Annotated in this window: 22 protein-coding genes and 1 pseudogene; 14 read left to right on the top strand and 9 right to left on the bottom strand. The window is 55.9% G+C overall.

Going from position 1 to position 18,770, the window contains the following annotated elements; genetic code table 11:
- Window positions 1-156 precede the first annotated feature (156 nt).
- From WC600_10510 to WC600_10485, 6 genes are all read left to right on the top strand, one after another.
- Complete coding sequence (locus tag WC600_10510) at window positions 157-360, top strand: cold-shock protein (GenBank protein ID MFA4903167.1); 204 nt, start codon at window positions 157-159, stop codon at window positions 358-360.
- A gap of 79 nt (window positions 361-439) precedes the next feature.
- On the top strand, window positions 440-595 hold the full coding sequence (locus tag WC600_10505; GenBank protein MFA4903166.1) for a hypothetical protein: 156 nt from the start codon (window positions 440-442) through the stop codon (window positions 593-595).
- A gap of 75 nt (window positions 596-670) precedes the next feature.
- Window positions 671-1,021 carry an RNA-binding protein gene (locus WC600_10500; GenBank protein ID MFA4903165.1) on the top strand — a complete coding sequence of 117 codons (351 nt, stop codon included), beginning with the start codon at window positions 671-673 and terminating at the stop codon, window positions 1,019-1,021.
- A 373-nt stretch (window positions 1,022-1,394) separates the two neighbouring features.
- Window positions 1,395-2,084 carry a DUF933 domain-containing protein gene (locus WC600_10495; GenBank protein MFA4903164.1) on the top strand — a complete coding sequence of 230 codons (690 nt, stop codon included), beginning with the start codon at window positions 1,395-1,397 and terminating at the stop codon, window positions 2,082-2,084.
- 25 nt (window positions 2,085-2,109) lie between these two features.
- Window positions 2,110-2,859 (top strand): SRPBCC family protein, encoded by a 750-nt coding sequence (locus WC600_10490; GenBank protein MFA4903163.1) that lies wholly within the window; start codon window positions 2,110-2,112, stop codon window positions 2,857-2,859.
- A 358-nt stretch (window positions 2,860-3,217) separates the two neighbouring features.
- Window positions 3,218-4,027, top strand: coding sequence for a metallophosphoesterase (locus WC600_10485; protein MFA4903162.1), 810 nt, complete (start codon window positions 3,218-3,220; stop codon window positions 4,025-4,027).
- 1,594 nt (window positions 4,028-5,621) lie between these two features.
- On the opposite strand, the gene bamE is transcribed toward WC600_10485, so the two are convergent.
- From bamE to WC600_10470, 3 genes are all read right to left on the bottom strand, one after another.
- Window positions 5,622-5,924, bottom strand: coding sequence for an outer membrane protein assembly factor BamE (gene bamE / locus WC600_10480; protein ID MFA4903161.1), 303 nt, complete (start codon window positions 5,922-5,924; stop codon window positions 5,622-5,624).
- A 126-nt stretch (window positions 5,925-6,050) separates the two neighbouring features.
- The gene (locus WC600_10475; GenBank protein ID MFA4903160.1) at window positions 6,051-6,806 is read right to left on the bottom strand and encodes an MBL fold metallo-hydrolase; all 756 of its coding nucleotides are present in this window, start codon (window positions 6,804-6,806) and stop codon (window positions 6,051-6,053) included.
- Between the two features lie 89 nt (window positions 6,807-6,895).
- Window positions 6,896-7,420, bottom strand: a complete 525-nt coding sequence (locus WC600_10470) for a ferritin family protein (protein MFA4903159.1) — start codon at window positions 7,418-7,420, stop codon at window positions 6,896-6,898.
- 224 nt (window positions 7,421-7,644) lie between these two features.
- On the opposite strand from WC600_10470, the gene WC600_10465 reads away from it, so the two are divergent.
- Together WC600_10465 and WC600_10460 are read left to right on the top strand one after the other, a co-directional pair.
- The gene (locus WC600_10465) at window positions 7,645-8,250 is read left to right on the top strand and encodes a CoA pyrophosphatase (GenBank protein ID MFA4903158.1); all 606 of its coding nucleotides are present in this window, start codon (window positions 7,645-7,647) and stop codon (window positions 8,248-8,250) included.
- Window positions 8,231-9,037, top strand: a pseudogene (locus WC600_10460) (CoA-transferase). Before WC600_10465 ends, WC600_10460 begins: the two are co-directional and overlap by 20 nt.
- A gap of 298 nt (window positions 9,038-9,335) precedes the next feature.
- Here the strand turns inward: WC600_10460 and WC600_10455 are convergent.
- The 3 genes from WC600_10455 to WC600_10445 all read right to left on the bottom strand — a co-directional run bounded on the left by WC600_10455 (window position 9,336) and on the right by WC600_10445 (window position 12,190).
- Window positions 9,336-9,809, bottom strand: a complete 474-nt coding sequence (locus WC600_10455) for a hypothetical protein (protein MFA4903157.1) — start codon at window positions 9,807-9,809, stop codon at window positions 9,336-9,338.
- Between the two features lie 431 nt (window positions 9,810-10,240).
- Window positions 10,241-11,077: an oligopeptide ABC transporter permease gene (opp4C, locus tag WC600_10450; protein MFA4903156.1), complete on the bottom strand. Its 837-nt coding sequence runs from the start codon at window positions 11,075-11,077 to the stop codon at window positions 10,241-10,243.
- A 138-nt stretch (window positions 11,078-11,215) separates the two neighbouring features.
- Complete coding sequence (locus WC600_10445) at window positions 11,216-12,190, bottom strand: ABC transporter permease (GenBank protein MFA4903155.1); 975 nt, start codon at window positions 12,188-12,190, stop codon at window positions 11,216-11,218.
- Window positions 12,191-12,771: 581 nt separating this feature from the next.
- On the opposite strand from WC600_10445, the gene WC600_10440 reads away from it, so the two are divergent.
- The 3 genes from WC600_10440 (at window position 12,772) to WC600_10430 (ending at window position 13,957) form a co-directional block, all read left to right on the top strand.
- Window positions 12,772-13,047 carry a hypothetical protein gene (locus WC600_10440; GenBank protein ID MFA4903154.1) on the top strand — a complete coding sequence of 92 codons (276 nt, stop codon included), beginning with the start codon at window positions 12,772-12,774 and terminating at the stop codon, window positions 13,045-13,047.
- A 180-nt stretch (window positions 13,048-13,227) separates the two neighbouring features.
- Window positions 13,228-13,491: a DUF5132 domain-containing protein gene (locus tag WC600_10435; GenBank protein MFA4903153.1), complete on the top strand. Its 264-nt coding sequence runs from the start codon at window positions 13,228-13,230 to the stop codon at window positions 13,489-13,491.
- Window positions 13,492-13,504: 13 nt separating this feature from the next.
- Entirely contained in the window at window positions 13,505-13,957 is a 453-nt protein-coding gene (locus tag WC600_10430; protein ID MFA4903152.1) for an HMA2 domain-containing protein, read from the top strand.
- A gap of 122 nt (window positions 13,958-14,079) precedes the next feature.
- Here WC600_10430 and WC600_10425 read toward each other — a convergent pair whose 3' ends face one another.
- A complete protein-coding gene (locus tag WC600_10425; GenBank protein MFA4903151.1) occupies window positions 14,080-15,153 on the bottom strand; it encodes a sensor domain-containing diguanylate cyclase in 1,074 nt (357 codons plus the stop codon).
- 231 nt (window positions 15,154-15,384) lie between these two features.
- Between WC600_10425 and WC600_10420 the strand changes: the two genes are divergently transcribed.
- A complete protein-coding gene (locus WC600_10420; protein ID MFA4903150.1) occupies window positions 15,385-15,867 on the top strand; it encodes a universal stress protein in 483 nt (160 codons plus the stop codon).
- 71 nt (window positions 15,868-15,938) lie between these two features.
- On the opposite strand, the gene WC600_10415 is transcribed toward WC600_10420, so the two are convergent.
- Together WC600_10415 and WC600_10410 are read right to left on the bottom strand one after the other, a co-directional pair.
- On the bottom strand, window positions 15,939-16,415 hold the full coding sequence (locus WC600_10415) for a VOC family protein (protein ID MFA4903149.1): 477 nt from the start codon (window positions 16,413-16,415) through the stop codon (window positions 15,939-15,941).
- An 11-nt stretch (window positions 16,416-16,426) separates the two neighbouring features.
- Window positions 16,427-17,290: a hypothetical protein gene (locus tag WC600_10410; GenBank protein ID MFA4903148.1), complete on the bottom strand. Its 864-nt coding sequence runs from the start codon at window positions 17,288-17,290 to the stop codon at window positions 16,427-16,429.
- Window positions 17,291-17,585: 295 nt separating this feature from the next.
- Between WC600_10410 and WC600_10405 the strand changes: the two genes are divergently transcribed.
- Window positions 17,586-18,044: a thioredoxin fold domain-containing protein gene (locus WC600_10405; protein MFA4903147.1), complete on the top strand. Its 459-nt coding sequence runs from the start codon at window positions 17,586-17,588 to the stop codon at window positions 18,042-18,044.
- A gap of 82 nt (window positions 18,045-18,126) precedes the next feature.
- A complete protein-coding gene (locus WC600_10400) occupies window positions 18,127-18,681 on the top strand; it encodes an O-acetyl-ADP-ribose deacetylase (protein ID MFA4903146.1) in 555 nt (184 codons plus the stop codon).
- The last annotated feature ends 89 nt before the right edge of the window (window positions 18,682-18,770 follow it).

Below are 18,770 nucleotides of genomic sequence, written 5' to 3'. Positions count from 1 at the left end.
GTAGATAGCATGTCAGACTGAAGGCAGGGCTGCGGGCCCTGGCCAAAGATCGGAAGGGTATGCTAAATACCTTCCCGTTTTTTTTTGCCTGGCTGCTCTCGCGGTCCTGCTCGTGGGGCGGGATAAGTGTCACAAATTTTAGGAGGTTCCTCATTCATGAAGGAAAGAGGAAGAGTTAAGTGGTTTAACGATTCTAAGGGATTTGGTTTTATTTCCCGAGAGAACGGCCCCGATGTCTTTGTGCACCACAGCGCGATCCAGAGCGAAGGCTTCCGGACCCTGGCAGAGGACCAGGAAGTCGAGTTTGAGGTGGTCCAGGGCCAGAAAGGCCCGCAGGCGCAAAACGTCACCAAGCTCTAACTGGTAACCACGTGAGGTTGGGAACTCCGGTGGCCCTTGGGTCCCGGAGTTCCGCCATCTCGACCCCAAGGAGTGAGCCGTGGCCCGCAACCGATATGGCTGGGAAAAACGAGCCAAAGAAATCGCCCGGAAGCAGAAAAGCGATGAGAAGCTAAAAAAGCGCCAAAATCGGGTCACCTCAGAAGAAGTTCCAGAAGAACCCCAGGCGCAGGAAGAGGGTACTATTGAGGAATAACCAAATTCTCCTCCAGATCGGGTCGGGCGACACCATCGGGGCAGGGGTATCGCGTCGCCGCTTAAGGAGTAGACAGTGATCAAATTATATGTGGGCAATCTGCCTATGGAAATGACTGAAACCGAGCTCAAGGAGCTTTTCACCGAGGCCGGCCACGTAGCTTCAGCTAAAATCATCACTGACCGGCAGACCGGTCAACCCCGGGGCTTCGGTTTCGTAGAGATGGAGACCAAGCTGGAGGGGCAAAAGGCCATCTCCATGCTGAACGGCCGTCAGGTCGAGGGCCGGGTGCTGGCAGTGAATGAAGCCAGGCCTCAGGCCCGCGGCGGCGCCGGTGGTGGTGGCGGCGGGCGCGGCGGCGGTGGCGGCGGCTACGGTGGTGGTGGCGGTCGCGGCGGCGGCGGACGCGGCGGCGGCTACCGGTAAGCTACCGATTCCATCGAGAGCTGGACCAAAAAACACCAGATGCCGGCAGGGTCCACGAGGCCTTGCCGGTTTTCTGTGAGGCCCCAATCAGCAGAAATTGGCTATAGCGTTTGCCAAAAGTTTTTTCCTCTAATTCTCCTCTCCCCTGTGGGAGAGGGTAGGGTGAGGGGTTAATAAGAAAAAACTTTTGAGCCTCTTGCAAAAGTCTCTTTTCGGTCAATATCTTATTTGGGCGTTTATGAGTTTGCCGGTAGCACAGGCTTTCCAGCCTGTGCTCATATAGGCTAAAGCCTGCGACTACATCATGTCCGGCATTTTTGCAAGAGGCTCTTTTGGCAATGAGTATACATCAGCGCATGTGAGGTAAAAGTCAGTGAAAATATGCAGCATTGGATTTGACCTGCCCGAGGGCAAAGTGAAGTATCAGGATGAACGCGTTATTACCCTGGACCAGAAATTATCCCCCAAGAAAATCACGCCGTTTTACGTCGAATTCACCAACGATGACTTCAGCCACTGCGACGGCTTCCTGGTAGCCCGGGAGCGGCTTTGGGACCTGTTGATCCTGGACATGGAAAAACTGGAGGCTCGCCGGGACCGGACCGTGGATGAGGCGGAAAAAGAGGTTCTAAAGAAGTGCCTGGATTATCTGGAGCAGGAAGTGCCGTTGTGCGACGGGGATTTCACCGAGGCGGAATTGAGTCTGCTTCGGACCCTGGCCCCCTTGAGTTTAAAGCCCACTCTCATCGTGGCGGAGGCGCCGGAGCTCAACGACGCCATCACCCAGGTCCTGAAAAAATCCGGAATCATTTTCTTCTATACTGCCGATAAGAAAGAAGTGCATGCCTGGCCGGTGCAGCGGGATTCGGACATCGTGACCTGCGCCGGCAAGATTCACTCGGACCTGGCCCGGGGGTTCATCAAGGCCGATATCGTCAATTACGACGACTTCCTGCAGGTTTTCAACATGCAGGAGGCCCGGAGCAAAGGGCTGGTCAAGCTGGTGGACCGTGATTATATTATTCATGAAGGGGATATCATCGAGATTCGCTTCAACATTTAGGCTGATGGCGAAAGGGCGAGGCGCTATGAGATCATGGTTAACATCCTGGGCTGGGGGTTGGTTGAGGGCCGCACTGCTTCTTTGGGTGGCGGCGATTATTCTGGCCCTGGGGTTTGCCGCTCAGGCGGGGCCGGGGGAAGAAATTCGCAGTAGATTAGACAAAGGCGAGATCATAGTTGCTGCCCAAGATAAACCGGACTCCAGCCTCAAAAGCGCCGAGATGACCGCGATTATCAACGCCCCTCCCGAGATTGTGTGGCAGATCATTACCGACCTGAATAGTTTTAAGTTTTTCATGCCCAGGACCCAGGCCAGTATGGCGGTGGCGCCGGAGAAGGTCCCCGAGATCGTGAAAATGAATCCCACCCGAGCCGAAGAGGTGGAAAAATTACTCCCCCGTACCCCCGCCAACCCAGCCAACTATCGCGTTCCCGGCGGGAAATATACCGTGTTTCATTACAGCAACCTGGATTTCCCCTTTCCGTGCAGCAACCGCTGGTACATCACCAAGGGAGTGAATGACGAGACCCGGGGGGCCGAACATTACTATCGGACTTCCTGGGCGCTGGTGATCGGCAACCTGAAGGAAAATTCCGGCGAATGGATTCTGGAGCCGTATGGCGTCAACCAAACCAAGGCGATTTACCGGCTCATTACCGATCCAGGCGGGGCGATTCCCGGTTTTCTCATCAAGCAGGGTACGTGTTCGACTATGCCCCAAATAATTCAGGCGGTGCGGGAACGGGCGGCGAAACTCAGTATGCTCAAACAGTAGAGCCTCTTGCAAAAAACCTTTTTGTCATCCTGAGCGCAGCGAAGGATCTCGTATTTTCCTCTACTTTTGAGATTCTTCGGTCGTTTTGCTCCCTCAGAATGACAGTTAAGGAGACTTTTGCAAGAGCCTCAGTAGGCTGACGTTTTTAGTATATTTTCTTGTAAAGCACTAAGTCAAAGAAAAAAGAGGAAGCAGAGGAATTCATTAAAATTTATAACACATTTGATTTAAAGGATATTCCCGATATCGTCTGAAATCGCCGTAAAAGACTTGATAATATTGCGGCTATAATTTATCTTAGTTCCTCAGGTTGCAGTCGTCTGGGCTGACCTCCTTGCCTGTCCATTAAAATACCGGTCTGAGCTTTCTTAAACGACCTATAAAGGAATGTGCTATTTATATTAACGAAGATCATCTCTGTGTCATCTCTGACCTGCATCTCGGTAACCCCGCCTTTAACAAAAAAGACTATTTACGTTCCTTTTTGAAATATATTGGCAGAAAAGGGGCAAGTCTGTGCATAAATGGGGATGGCTTTGATTCTCTTCAATCTTCGGCTGCCAAATTAGCGGTTGATCTTCAATCAGCTTTCAAAAGCATCAAAGAATTCCTCTCGCAGGGCACCAATAAAGTCTATTATGTGCATGGCAATCATGACCTGCATTGGGAAACTCACCTGGCCAAATCCTGTCTGGGCGCGGCCCTGCCGTTTTTAGACGTCGTTTCCGGCGATCGGCGCATCCACATAGAACATGGACATCGTTATGACCGCCGCTTCCAGCGTTTCCCGAGACTTCACCAACAGATCGCCACGATCCTGGGAAAGTTGCTGAAAATTTCGCCCCAGTTCTTTCATCTTTTCTTTCATCTCGAATGGTGGCTTTATGGCGTCAATAAAAAAGCCCACGGTTCCGAAAGCCCTCACTTTGATGTGCCGCGCAACTTGACAGCGGCCTCGGATCTCTTCCGCAAAGGCTTCGATATTGTCATCCTGGCCCATTCGCACCGTCACGGCCTGCATATGATGGAGGACGGCAAGGTCTTTGCCAATGCCGGGGCCTGGACCTCTGAGCGCATGCACTATCTTGAGATCAAAAGGGGTGCGATCAATCTTAGGGAGTGGCGGGGACAAGGGCGGTTTGCGGCTCAAGCTGCCCCAAGCTTCTGATTGGCAGCCTGAACGCTCAAGGGCGGGGAAACCCCGCCTCGACAATAACGATCAAGCAGTTGAACATGAGTTTTAGGCTCATACCAAGTTGCGCTCATACAGGTAATTTTGTTTTTGTAGGGGCGGACCTATGTGTCCGCCCTCATGGTGGCCGCACATGCAGGTACGATCCTACAAAACCGAAGCTATTTTTACTTCTATGGACGCAACTTGGTATCACCCATAAATCATGATAAAGATCGTTAGGCGGGATGCGCTTCGCTTTGCCGCCCTACGGCTACGGCGCTGCCTGAAGAACTTTTCAGGGCAGAATGGCATTTGATCAGGGTATAGCGTTTGCCAAAAGAGGTTCTTGCAAAAAGCCGTTTTGTCATCCTGAGCGAAGCGAAGGATCTCGTATTTTCAACCACTTATGAGATTCTTCGGTCGCTTCGCTCCCTCAGAATGACAGGCAGGGAGATATTTGCAAGAGGCTCAAAAGTTTTTTCCGTAATAGGAAATACTTTAACACCCCAAATCCCCCCTAACCCCAGTAGTGTCCGGCAAGCATTTTGCAGAAACCGCTCCATATCGGGAATGCCAAAAATGGTATTCGCAGGCCTTAGAAGCCAGCCCAGGCTGAAAAGCCTGTGCCACCAAAATCCCCTCTCCCCTTCGAGGGGAGAGGGTTAGGGTGAGGGGTGGCTTCGTCTGCGATTCACTTCCCCCTCACCCTGCCCTCTCCCCCATTGGGGGAGAGGGCAAATATCTGCAAATCCTAAGGCATTGCGCAATAAATAGCTTAAGAATTTGCATCGGCATCTGTCTTTAGCAAAAACCCTGCCGGACACTACTGCCCTAACCCCCTTTGGTAAAGGGGTAAACTATAAGGAATTACTTATAAAGTCCCCCTTTGAAAAAGGGGGATTTAGGGGGATTTAAAAATCAGCCAGCGGCATAAATTTATGGCAAACGCTATAGGGTAGTGGCGCGCAACCCTGATCCTGCCAGCTTGAAAAGCCTGTCATCTTTCTTATCATTGTTGGATGCCTCGCACCCCAGAGTTTATGCTGTCTCCATGCCTTGCCGGGATAAAAGCGGATCACGGTTTTCCAACCTGAGAAAAATGGGGAGGCTCCAGCCGTCCCCCCTGTACCGCGTCCCGGCACAAGGATGCCGGCGCCCCATTAATCCGTTGATATTACTGGCTAAGTTTTGCGAAAGCCGAATATTTACCCCGGGACCAGCGCGGGACAAGCGCGTGACAACCCTGGCACCGCCTCGACCGGAACGCGCTTGCACGCGGGTTTAGACCGGGTATATGGCGAGGGTACCTCGGCAATGTCCCGGCACATGTGCCGGACTTGCCCTCAAAACCGGCCCGCGCCCGGCCATTTTCAGCGATTTTTTGGGCAGTTTAGGGTGATTTTAAGCCATGAAAACTTTTGGCCCTCGTTCCCCAGCGAAAGCTCGGGAACGCCATTTTCCGCCCAAGCTCAACTTGGGCGCCTCCCTTACCAAAACCCATCAGGGGGGAGGGAGAAAAGGAGGGGACTTCTTTCATGCTCTGATTAATAGATTGAAAAAGAGCAGACTCGCAGCCCGGCCGGGGTAACTACTTTTGGTCAGACTTGGATAGTTGTTTAGCCACCACCTTGCCGTTGACGAACTGGACGGTGATGGTGACGTCGCCGGCTTTCCACGTGGACACGGTGCCGGAAAACACGGCCACGTCCACGCTGGAGGATTCCGTGGGCTCTCCCAGAATAGCGGTCACCTGGGCCATGGTCATGCCGGTTTGAATCTTTTCAAAGTCGGCCTGGTTGATCCGGGAACCGCAAGCCACCAGACAAAGGGCACAAAGCACCAGGGCCACGAGAATTCCAAGCTTGAGTTGAGCAGGATGAGCAATTTTCATAAAATTCCTCCAGAATGGGGGGTCATATCAGGTTCACAATCTGTCGCCATACACTCTATTCATGATGGCGGGCACGGAGGCCCGCCCCACCGCGGATTGCTTGAGGTCGGGGCTTACCGGCCTACCTCAGACGGTGAGCCTCAGGCCGTCTTCGGCCCGGAGGACCTCGCCGGGAAACTCTCTTGCCGCGTCCGCCACCACATCCACCTCATCGCAGGGCGGATAGAAGTGGGTCAGGAGCAGACGCCTTGCCCCAGCTTGGGCCGCCAGGCGGCCGGCTTCGGCGGGGGTGAGATGGCCCTGGACCTTAAAGGGATTGGCGGCCTCCAGTACTAAGAGGTCGGCGTTTTTGGCCAAATCCACCAGGAAGTCGCTGACGTCCGTATCCCCGGAATAGACCAGGGACCGGCCCTGGGCCTCCACCCGGTAGGCCAGGCTGCCGGCGGTGTGATTCGTGGGCGCGCTTTTGATGACCACGTCCCGGTCATGCACCGAGTCTGGGGCATCGGGGGCGAGCTCTTTTAAGTCCATGAGGCCTTGGGGCGGCTCCACCCAACCGGCAAAGGCTTCTTTCAGGAGGCCGTGAAACCGGGCAAAGCCCCGGGCGGCCAGGAGCCGGAAGGGCTCCGTGCGGGTATAGCCCAGGGAGTAACGGGTCGCGAACAAAAAGGGGACCAAGTCCCCCACATGATCGGGATGGAGATGAGTCAGGGCCAGAACGTCGATAGCGGAGAAATTAAAGCCGTTACGCAAGAGGGCCCTCAAGGAGCCGGCGCCCAGATCCAGGACCAGCAGCAGACAGCCGGCCTTCACCGCCAGGCACGGCGACCCCCGGCGCAGAGAGGGCACCCCGGTGCCGGACCCGATGACGGTTAGTTCCATAATCTCGATTTTCGTTATTCGTTTTTCGTTTCTCGGTTTGACCTATCAGGCTCCATGGTTCTTAACCAAAAATTAAAAACGGTTTTTCATTAAGCCCCGTCCACGTTGCTCATCTGATGGACGTAGAACCAGTCTTCAGGCAGGGTCAGATAGTTGTGCATATCCATCAGGGTCATATAGTGGCCCCTTTCTTCGTGGGCGATACTCATGAAAAAGCGCCGAGCCAGGGGGTTGTTGGTTTCCTTGGCCAGCTTGGTGTAATAGTCGATGGAACACTCCTCCATCTTGATGCCGGTCTTCAGGGCCTGAAGGTCGTCTTGGCCGCCCACGCCCTGCTCATCTTTGGTCATGGCCATGACGCAGACATAGGGCTCGTGATGGGGTGGGGCAAAGTTTGCCATGGTTTCGGTCCAGCCCGGGTCTTTCTCAAGGCTGCGGTAGATCTCGTTGAATTTCTCGATATGGTATTTTTCCGATTCCGCCAGGTACTCCATGATCTCACGGACTCCGGCGCTTTTCACCTTCTTGGCCGCCTCCAGATAGAACTGGCGGCCTTCAACCTCCATCTGGACCGCGTCTTTCAACGCCTTGAGCATATATTCCTGCACTTTCATGTAAGATGTCTCCCTTTAAGCAATTTTCCATGGTTAAGGTACCGGCTGCCATTGCAGTCGCAAGAATTCATGACCGACTTATAATCAACATAAGGTCCCCAGTTTAGCTTGTCAATCGAAGCCATTGCAAACGTTTCCCCGCGTTTGCTGCATCGCCGGAACGGCGCTTTCCGAGCTTGGCCCGGTCGGTTGCCTTGGACTCTGGTCCATGGTAAAAAAGAACTATGCCGCCGACAGCCCTGTCCCGCCTTAGAGACCATTTGCCCCTGGATTTGGCGCCACCGGCCCCGGAGCCGGGCTTAGTGCCTGCCGGAGTGCTGGTGCCCTTGTTTGTGCAGGAAGAAGAACTGCGGGTGCTGTTCACCCAGCGGACCTTGATGGTGAAGGACCACCGGGGGCAGATCGCATTTCCCGGGGGGGTTAAGGACCCGGAGGACTCAACCCTGTTGGCCACGGCCCTGAGGGAAACTTTTGAGGAGATCGGCCTCGCTCCCGGGACGGTGGAAGTCCTGGGCTGGCTTGCCGGGGTGGCCACCATCACCGGCTACCATATCACCCCCTTTGTAGGCCTCATTCCTCATCCGTACGACTTTAAGCCCAGCCCCCGGGAAGTTAAGCGCCTGCTGACCCTACCGGTGGCGGACTTCTACCCTCCGGAGCGCTGGAGTTCGGGGCCTTATATCTTCCAGGGGCGCACCACCCGGGTTTGCTATTGGCAGAACGGCGAAGAAGTGGTCTGGGGGGCTACAGCCCGAATCCTGCTTAACCTGCTGGCTCGTTTAGGGGTCCATCCCATACCGGGGAACCACGATGCCACCTGTCTGGACTAGTCTGAGTGAGGCTGCCGCGCTGGTCAAGGACGGGGACCTGATGGCCCTGGGGGGGCATACCCACGCCGCGCCCATGGCCCTGATCCGGGAGCTCATCCGCCAGGGCCGCCGCGGCCTGGAACTGGTCACCGTGCCCACCGGGGGTCTCAATGTTGACCTGGCCGTGGGGGCACAGGTGGCTGATCGCCTGCATTTCGCCCAGGTGGGGCTGGAGGAATATGGCATGGCCCCGCATTTTAGGGCTGCCGTGCAGGAGGGCCGGCTTAAATGCCTGGAGTACCCCTGAGGGGCACTGTTGAGGGCTCTCCAGGCGGGGGGCATGGGCGTGCCGTTTCTGCCGGTACGGGGTATTTTGGGCTCGGCGTATCTTGAGGTCAATCCTCGCTTCCGGGTCATCCCCGACCCCTTCAGCGGCCAAGATCTGGTGGTGGTCCAGGCTCTGACCCCGGACGTCACCGTCGTGCATGGCGGCGCGGGGGACTCCCAGGGCAATATTCTGATTCCCCGGGTATCCGACTGGCGCCTGGCCATCACTGCCTCCCGCCGGGTCATTGCCACGGTGGAGGAACGGGTGGCCGGACCCCTTACGGACCAGCCGGAATGGAGAGTTATTCCGGCCATCTTTCTGACGGCTCTGGTGCACTGCCCCGGGGGCGCTGCGCCCACGGGCTATCCGGGTTACTATCCCCAGGACGAGGCGCATATGGGGCTTTATCTGAGAAGTTCCCGGGAAGCCGAAGCTTTTGCGGGCTATCTTAAGGACCAGGTCTTGAGCAAAGAGAAATAGGAAATGTCCGGCAAATATAAAAAATAATCCAGTCACTTAAAGTTCCCGGACTGAATCCCCCAAACCCCCCTTTTTCAAAGGGGGACTTTAGAAACAATTCTTTATGAGCCTCTTGCAAAACCTTTTTGCACTTACTATAAAAGCAGATCAGCCTGGGTTGAGGCACGCTGTGTCTCTATAAAAGCCTTGCTTATTAATCGGCAACGCTGATAATTCCGCCAACCAGGGCCTTGGCTGCACAAAAAAAGGCCCCCGTAAGGGGGCCCAGGAGCTCCTGTGGGCGGCGGCCAGGCGTTACTTATCTCAGGCCCTTCCCCGGGAGGGGGCCAGAAGTCATATAGCCTTTAACCATTTCGATGTTCATTTTGATTAAGGGCTCAAGATCCTGATTACCGGTACCCCCGGTAACGGGTTTGAAGGCCAGGCAGATGTTTCCCACGGAGCACACCCGGTTTACTTGGACCATGTAGCCCTTAGCCTTGGGCAGGGCCTGGTTCAGGTAAGTGTCGGCCTTGTCAAACTTTTTCTCCGCCACCATGACGGAAGCCTTGTTATTCAAGGCCAGAGGATTGCCGGGATCTGCTACGAGGATTTTGTCCAGGAGTAAATCTGCTTTCTTATACTGTTTCTTTTCGATCAGATCATAGGAATCCAACAATGCTTTGCCAACGTCCAAAGGTTGATCGGCTTTCTTAGCCGCCAATGCGGTCCCCGCCCCGCAAATAGCCAGGGCCAGTGTTAAAGCAACAACTTTTACCCACGTCCGCTTCATATCTCTCTCCCTTAGTGGCGAATTAGTAAACTTGCCGCCCGACAGTCATAACTTAAGAGATTCTTCCCTCATTGTCAAAGGATTTTGGGGAGGTGCCCGGAAGAATTATTTCCTTGCCTCACTTTTTCGAACGAAGAACAGGAAATAAAGTGGCTATTTTTCTTTCTCCATGCTCTTCCCGGTAATACCGGGCCGAAAAAGATTGGGCCAGGAGGGCTCACCTCCACCTGCGTAACCCATTTCCCTGGACTGCGACGTGGTCCAATAGGTGACTGGGTAAAGCGCAATCCGAAATCCGCCGCCTTTTGATTAACATGCGAAGTCCACCTTGAGTTGTCAAGGTCGCAGGGCAGAGGAAAAGGTGATAAATAGGCGGAAATGGCCAAGAAGGGGCGGAAAACCGGCAGATCTCTCTCGTCCGTAGGGGGTCGTCAGCCTTTGAGGCGTGGATCGATGGCCTCCCGAATACCTTCCCCCAGGAGGTTGTAGCTCATCACCGTGATGAGGATGGCGAGCCCAGGAAAGACGGAAAGCCACCAGGCGATTTCGATATTATCTTTGCCGGCGGTAAGGATGTTGCCCCAACTGGGCGCGGGGGGTTGGACTCCCAGGCCCAAAAAACTCAGGGCACTCTCGGTGAGGATGGCCCCGGCCACCCCCAAGGTGGCGGAAACCATCACCGGCGCCAGGGCGTTGGGCAACATGTGGCGCAAAGCCAGGCGGACATCGCTGGCTCCCAGGGCCCGGGCTGCGGTAATGAATTCCCGTTCCCGTAAAGAGAGGAATTCAGCCCGGACCAGGCGCGCCACCCCCATCCAACCGGTGAGCCCGATGACCGCCATGATGTTCCAGATACTGGGCTCCAACACCGCAATCACCGCCAGAATCAGGAAAAAGGATGGGAAGCAGAGCATCAGGTCCACCAGGCGCATGAGGGATGCATCCACCCAGCCGCCGTAATACCCGGCCAAGGCCCCCACCACCAAGCCGATTAAGGTGGCCAGGCCCACCGCGACGAACCCCACCAGCAGAGATATCCGGGAGCCGTAGATGATGCGGGAGAGGACGTCCCGGCCTAACGTGTCCGTGCCCAGGAAGTGGGCCTGGCTGGGAGGCATGAGCACCTGCTTGAGGTCAATGTGATTGGGGTCATAAGGCGCCAGCCAATGGGCAAAAATGGCCACGACAAACAACCCCAAGACCAGGGCCAGGCCTGTCATGGCCATGCGGTTGCGCTTGAAGTGGGTCCAGAATTCTCTCTGTCTCATAAGGGCTGGTTTTCAGTTTTCGGCAAAAGAAGCCACGGACTGTCGAAAGCCCGTTTGCAGGGATAAGGGGGGATATCCAATAACCTGCTGAAATCCCCCTAAATCCCCCTTTTGCAAAGGGGGACTTTAAGTCCAACCTCACCCCGTGCGAATGCGTGGATCGACGAGGGCATAGCCCACGTCTGCCAGCATGTTGCCTAAAAGCGTCAGCACCGCACCGATGACCAGTTCTCCCATTACCAGGGGATAATCCCGGGCCATGACTGCGCCGTAGAACAGCTGGCCCATGCCGGGGATGGCAAAGATGGACTCGAAGATCACGCTACCGCCGATGAGCCCCGGCACACTTAAGCCCAGGATGGTGATCACCGGCAACAGAGCGTTGCGCAGGGCGTGTTTGAAGATCACCACCCGCTCCGGCAGCCCCTTGGCCCGGGCCGTAACGATGTAGTCCTGGCGGATGACTTCCAGCATGTTGCCCCGCATGTACCGGGACATGCCGGCCAGGCCGCCGAAGGCCGCCACCAACACCGGCAGGGTAACGTGCGCAGCCAGGTCCTGAATCTTGCCCCAAAGGGTTAATTGACCAAAGTTGAGGGAGGTGAGACCCGAGATGGGCAGCCAATCCAGATAGACCCCAAAAAACATGATGAGGAGCAGGGCCAGCCAGAACGTAGGCATGGCAAAGCCGAAGAAGACAAAGAGGGTGGTGCCCTTGTCAAACCAGGAGTGGGCCAGGTAGGCGGCGATCACCCCGATGGGGATGGCCACCGCCAGAATAATGATCAAGCTCATGAGGTTGAGGCCCAAGGTGATGCCGATGCGCTCCTTGATCTTGTCCCATACCGGCCGCCGGTCCGGAGAAAAAGAGCGGCCGAAATCCAGGCGGGACAGCCGGGACAGCCAATCCCAGTACTGCACCATGAGGGGCTTATCCAGACCGTAGAGCTCCCGCAGGCGCTTCTGGGCCTCAAGGGAGGCCTTGGGATTGAGGGTGGTCTGCATGTCGGTGGGGGTCCCCGGCGCCAGATGGATAACCATAAAGGATATCAGAGTGATCCCCAGGAGGAGAGGGATCATCAGACCCAGACGTTTCAGGATATAGAGCCACATGGGATGCGTCTTTGAAGGAGAAGCTATTCTTTAAGGGTAAATTAGCCTAATGAGGCCGGCGATGCAAGGGGCTGATGCAAGAAAGGATCAAGGGGCGGCCCCCAGGTGACGATAATCATAAATTAACAAAGATTAAACCTATTAAAAATATATTTATTGTAAATTTTCAGGCAATTTCTTGTGCCCCCGAGACCGGATTATGGAGAATGCAAGAGTAAGGTAAGGGAGCAGGATGATGCCACAGGAATGGTTGGTGATCTTCCTTGGTTGGGTTGCGGTTATATGCATGCCCGCTATGGTCGCCACCATTATCTTGGCCAGCAATGCGAAACGCAAACGGGTCAACCCGGCCAGGTCCAGCCGCACGAGGCATTCCCCCTCTGACCAGGCTGCGGTAGATGGCTGCTTAGTCTTGTTCGGATCAGAACCCGGAGAGCAGGTCGAATACGGATTACAGTCGAGGGATGGAATGCCGTTAGACAGATTGACCTGACGGCCGATGACAAATCGTCTGATCCGAATGACTTAGAGAAAAATTCCTGTCAAGTTCCGGCGGCCGCTTTTGGAGGTAAAGTCTGGAGATGAAGCTTCACCTGAAGAAACGAGAGTTGGTGGCCATGTTCATGGAGAGTCCCTTCTATTTTGACTTGCGGGTGCGGGAAAGATTGGCGCTCCTAAGGGACCATATAAGACGCTTTGCTTTCCGGGCCTCGCAGTCCGGGGTGACTACGCTGGTCCACTCCGGCAAGGTTGATCGCTCCATCGGCACGGCGACCCGACCGGAAGCAGCCGAGGCCGGCCACAGCACCAAAGGCATCGTGGGATACTTACCGCTCAAGATATCGATGGAAGCTTGAAGCAAGGGTCCGTTTGAACAACATAATTCTATTGACAGTTCAGGTTCAAGAGATTAATTAATGTAAGGAAAGTTTTTAAGGTTCTTGGTCTATGAGGCCGGTGGATTCCGGTTGGATGGGCGCGCACACCCGCCGCCCTGCCAGTTGGAGCTTGACGGGCTGAAATAAAGGAGGTTCAGCGTGGCAATTTGGGATAGTCTGAAAATGAATCCCACCAACATTCTGATCGGCATCGGCGTGGCGGTGGCGGTCCCGGTGGTGCTGCCAGTGGTGGTCACGGTCATCCGGCCGTTGGCCAAGGCTGCCATCAAAGGCGGATTCACTCTGGTGGAAAAGTTAACGGAATATACCGCGGAAGCCGCCGAACAAGTTAGCGATCTCTATGCCGAAGCCAAGGCCGAGCACGTCGCCGGGGGAGCAGCCGCGGACATTCATAAGAGCTAAAGGCTGACGCAGCATGGCGGACGGAGACATCAAGATTGTTCATGCCATACCCGGGCGGGTCAGGCTCAAGGTCGCTGGGCTGAAGGCTAACCCGGACCTGGGTACGGTCATCCAAACGCGCCTTAAGTCCGTTCCGGGCATTCAGGCGGTGGAGACTCAACCCCTGACGGGGAGCGTCCTGGTGCTGTTTGACTCTCAGGCTATCGTGGCGCCCGCGTCATTGCTGACCCTGTCGGAGACGCTGACGGACCTCTTTCCGGAACTGGACCAGACCAAACTGGCGGAATTTCTGACCCAGGCCAACGCGGCTGAGGCCACGGAGCTGACCTGGTCCGAGAGCCTGGCGGATTTTTTGGCTGGTCTCAGCGGCCGGCTGGCTGGTATTATGGGGAGCCTGACGGACTTCAAGGTCCTGATTCCCGTGGCCTTCGTGCTTTTCGGACTGCCTCGCCTGCTGAAAAAGTGACCTCCCCTTTGCCGATCCGAGGTATTATTCGGAGCGGAAAAGAGGTTATTTCCCCCTCACCCGCCCAGCCCGTGGCACTTTTGAAACCAGGACCCCACCCCTACAAGTGAACAGCATTACCCTTAGCCATCCTCCACCGGGACCAGATCCTGGCCCACCATGATGCGGTCCCGGCCCCGGCCTTTACTGCCAAACATGGCCCGGTCGGCAATGAGCAGCAACTTCTCGCGGTCTTGGGCATCCTCGGGCACGGTGGCGATGCCGTAGCTGGCCGTGACCTTAACTTCCAGCCCTTCATCTTGCAGCAAGGGGGTGGCATTGAGGGTGCGGCGCAGGCGGCGGATGATCTCCAAGGCTTCCGTCTGGGAGCGATGAGGCAAGAGGATGACGAATTCATCCCCGCCGTAGCGCACCAGGCTGTCGTCGCCCCCCAGCACCCCGTTGATCACCCGGGCCACCTGGCCCAGGACTTTCGAGCCCCGGAGATGTCCGTAGGTGTCCACTACCTTCTTGAAGTTGTCCAGGTCGAGAAAGACCAGGGAGAAAGGGTCACTCCGGTTCAGGTGTTGGGGAATGAGGCGGTCCAGTTCATGGAGGAGATAGCGGGAATTGTAGTACCCCGTCACCTCATCGATAAAGGTGCGGGCCTCGAGCTTTTGCAAGTTGCGGACGTTGTCCACTGCGATGGCCACATAGTCCGCCAGGATGGTCAGATGGGGTAGATATTTTTCCCGGAAATACCTTTCGTCCTCCACATTGACTACTTCAAACACCCCGATAACTTCCCCCCGGACCAGCAGAGGCAGGGCGATGACGGAGCGGGTTTCGAAGCCGGTAGTGGTATCCACCCGGGCGGAAAAACGAGAGTCCTGATCCACTTCAGGGATGAAGATGGGCGTGCCCGTGTGGGCCACGGCGCCGGCGATGCCTTCCCCGGGCTTCAGGCGGATATCCTTCACCGCCTCCGGGGCCACCCCCACCACCACGGCGAAGTAGAGCTCTTGGGTCTGGGGGTCGATGAGCAGCAAAGACCAGTTTTGGGCAGGGATGATGGCTTTGATGCGGTTTAGGATGGCGGTGAGGAGCGTCTCCATATCATAGGCGCTCACCAAGGCCTTGGAGAACTCGATGGTGGCCAACAGCCGCTCCACCTGGCCGGTTGTCGTCAGGGACGAGGTGTCTTCAGGGAGGGCCATCGGTCGTACTCCTCAGGGGGAATTTTATGGCCCGGGGCAAGACATTGCAAGGATTTTGTAAAAATTCGGTATTCCGTTTGCCGTTTTCGGTTTAATTTCTTGAAATGGTTGCGGTAATAATGTGGCATAAGGCTGCCTGATTTAGTACAGGCTGGAAAGCCTGTGCCACCGGTTGACATCCACTCCCGGAGATGTTTAAAATGTGCCTTATCTATGGAAAAGGAGGCAGTCATGGCCCATAAGGTGTTAATTGCCCTGGATAGTTCGGAGGGGGCCTGGCGCGCGGTGGACTACGTGGCCGAAACCTTCGGCCGCACCCCGGGGGTGCACGTCACCCTCTTACACGTTCTGTCGGGTCTACCACCGGCGTTCTGGGATGACGGTCACATCCTGAGCGACCAGGAGAAGGAATCCCGGCAGCGGCTGGTGGGTAGCTGGCAGAAAGAACAGGAAAAGCAATGGCAGGGCCTGGTAATAAAGGCTCATAATCACTTAACCACGGCAGGAATCCCCAAGAACGCGGTGGTCAACAAGTTCAAGCCTAAATATTATGACGTGGCCGAGGATATCCTGAGCGAAGCCGAGGAAGGACATTTCGATACCATCGTCATGGGGCGCCGCGGCATGGGCATGGCCAAGGCCCTGCTCTTGGGGAGTATAACGAATAAAGTGGTGCAGAACGCCAAGGGCTGCGCCGTAAGCATTGTGGAGTAGGTTTTCGAGCGAAGGGCAAAGGCGGGTTGATACCCGCCTTTTGCGCGGCCTAAAATCTTCAGGGGAACTTTTCAGGCTTTTGAAGAGAAAAATTCCACGGCACGCCTGGTGGTTTCTTCCGGGGATAGGTCCTCAGTATGGGTCGCGACCGACCAACGGTGCCCGAAAGGATCTTCAACTGTGCCCACGCGGTCGCCCCAAAACATGTCCTGAACCGGCATCACCGCCTTGGCACCGGCTGCCACGGCCCGGTTAAAAAAGGCATCCACACCATCCACGTAGAGGTAGAGCGTAACGGCAGACCCATGTAAAGTTAGAGGCGATTTGCATTCCGAGGAAGGGTCCTCAGCGCCCAACATGAAAATCGAGTCGCCGATTTGGAGCTCGCCATGTATGACGGACTTGCCATCGGGGCCGGAGAGCCGGTACCGTTCGGTCGCGCCGAAGACCTTCTGGTAAAAGGCCATCGCGTCAGCGACGCTCTGCACTACCAGGTAAGGGGTAATGGTATGGTATCCTTCCGGGATTGGTTTTGCGGCAACGGCCATGACTTCCTCCTTTAACGCTTAAAATTCATCTCAATAAAGTTGTCGTTGAGGATGCGGGCCAGGGTGAATTCCCCGGTGACCTCCTCCGTGGTAATGAGTATGCCCTTATCCGTAAGTTCCTTGGCCGTAAGCTCAGGCGCGTGACCGGCGAACAGCCGCCGCACCACCTGGTGCATGGTGCTGGAGGAGACATTGCCCCGTTCCGGGACGCCCCGGGGGACGTCATTATGGATCTTCTGAAAGAAAAAATCCACCCGGTGCAATCCGGCTTCACTGTTGAACCGCACTACCTGCTCGCCCGGAGCGCCTTCGTTGAGGATTTCCTGGGGCACGTAGCGGTTCAGCACCTGTTCGGTGCGATTCTGTTGGGCCAGATAGAGAATGGAAACCAAGTCGTAATGATCCAGAGGACGCTGCTCATCTTGCTCCACCCTGCTGGTGCCGAACTTGCGGAAGCGGTATTCCGGGGCGTTGCCGACGCGATTGACCACCAGGTCGGCGCCGATGGTCCCCACCGAGCAGGAGAGGTTCAATTGGGTGTCGTCTGAGATGGGCACCCCATAACTCCGCAATTTCTCCACGATGAGGCCGTGGCGGTGGCCGCAGAGGATGCGGCGAATCAGGGACTGCATCAGGTTGGGGCTGGCCTGATATTTGGGAGATACGGCCAGGGAAGTTAAACTTTCCAGGGTCATTTCCAGGTAATAGCTTTCGGTGCTGAGCATCAAATCGATCTTGCCCTGCGGGGCTGCGCCGCTGCTGTAACGACGCCAGATCTCCTTCCAGTCATACTCTTTTAATAAACCCAAGACAGTGATCAGATCATAAGAATCCAATTCTCGCCTTTCCGTCTCCTTAACAAAACATTTTCCCATGGCGAGCCTCCCTTGGTTTTTTACATAAAATAATCATGGCAAATGCGAGGTGCAATGGCTGCAAAGATGCTTTTAAAGCTCAAGCGTTGAACCCTCGCCTATCCCTTGCCATTGATCTTAGAATGATTATGTTTTGGCAACAGGGGGCATCAGCCTTATGCGGAAAGGAGGAATTAACATGGCCCTGAATATCTGTTGGCTGGATGACCTGGCCAAAGCCAAGGAGATTGCCAGGCAGACGAAAAAGCCCGTTCTCCTGGACTTTTTCAATCCCCAGTGAATCGGCTGTCAGCAGATGGGTGCGGTTACGTACCCTAACGAGAAGGTGATCAAGTTTGTGGATTATAATTTTGTGCCGGTCCAGATCGAAACCTCGAACACGGCCCTGGTAGAGCAGTTTAAGGTTAAATGGACTCCGGCCATTTTCGTCCTGGATGCCGATGGCAACGAGGCCCATCAGGTGGTGGGCTTTCTGCCGCCGGAGGAATTTATCCCCACGTTCATGGTGGCCAAGGGCAAGTGGTACTTCAACGCCGAGCAACATCCCGAAGCCCAGGGCATGTTTGAGGAGGTTTTACGGGAATACCCCGACAGCGGGGCTGCGCCGGAGGCGGTCTTTTTCATGGGGGTCTCCCGCTACAAGGCGAGCCACGACCCCAAACCTTTGCGGCAAGCCTATGAAACCTTGATGGCCAAATTTCCCGGCAGCGAATGGGCCAAACGGGCGGCGCCATACCGCCTTATCCCCGCATAAAAACCCGGAAACAAGTATTTTGAGGGGAGGTCGGGGGTCGCAGGTGATTCCCCTGCCTCCCCTCACCGTGTGGAGGTCAGTCATGGAAGTGAGGGTCGGGCAAGCCGTCCTGGAGTTGGTGGAAGGCGATATTACGCAGCAGGACACGGAGGCCATCGTTAACGCCGCCAATTCCCGCCTGGTTCCCGGCGGTGGGGTGGACGGCGCCATCCACCGCACCGGAGGGCCGGCTATCGAGGCGGAGGCCCGTCAGCTGGGGGGCTGCCCCACGGGGGAGGCCAGGCTCACCACGGGCGGCAACCTCAAGGCCAGATACGTGATTCATACCGTGGGCCCGGTCTACAAGGACGGCTTGCACCGGGAACCGGAGTTTTTGGCGTCGTGCTACCGGGAGAGCCTAAGGCTGGCGTCGGGAAAGGGCCTGAAAACCCTGGCCTTTCCGTCCATCTCCACCGGCGTTTACGGCTATCCTATGGACGACGCGGCCAAAGTAGCCCTCACCGCCGTGACCGACTACCTGGCCCAACACCCGGAAATTGAGCGGGTGCGCTTCGTGTTATTCGGGCGGCCCGCTTATGAGGTGTATGCCAAGGTGTTGAAGGAACTGGCTTCGGCGGGTGTTAAAGGCAGCCGATAGAAGCCTGTGCCAATAAGGACGGCGGGCACAGAGGCCCGCCACACTAAACTTCTCATAATGCGCGAGGCGCATTATCTAACTATATAGCG

The sequence above is a fragment of the Desulfobaccales bacterium genome, from assembly GCA_041648175.1.
GTDB lineage: Bacteria > Desulfobacterota > Desulfobaccia > Desulfobaccales > 0-14-0-80-60-11 > 0-14-0-80-60-11.
This window is presented reverse-complemented; position numbering and strand designations above follow the sequence as displayed.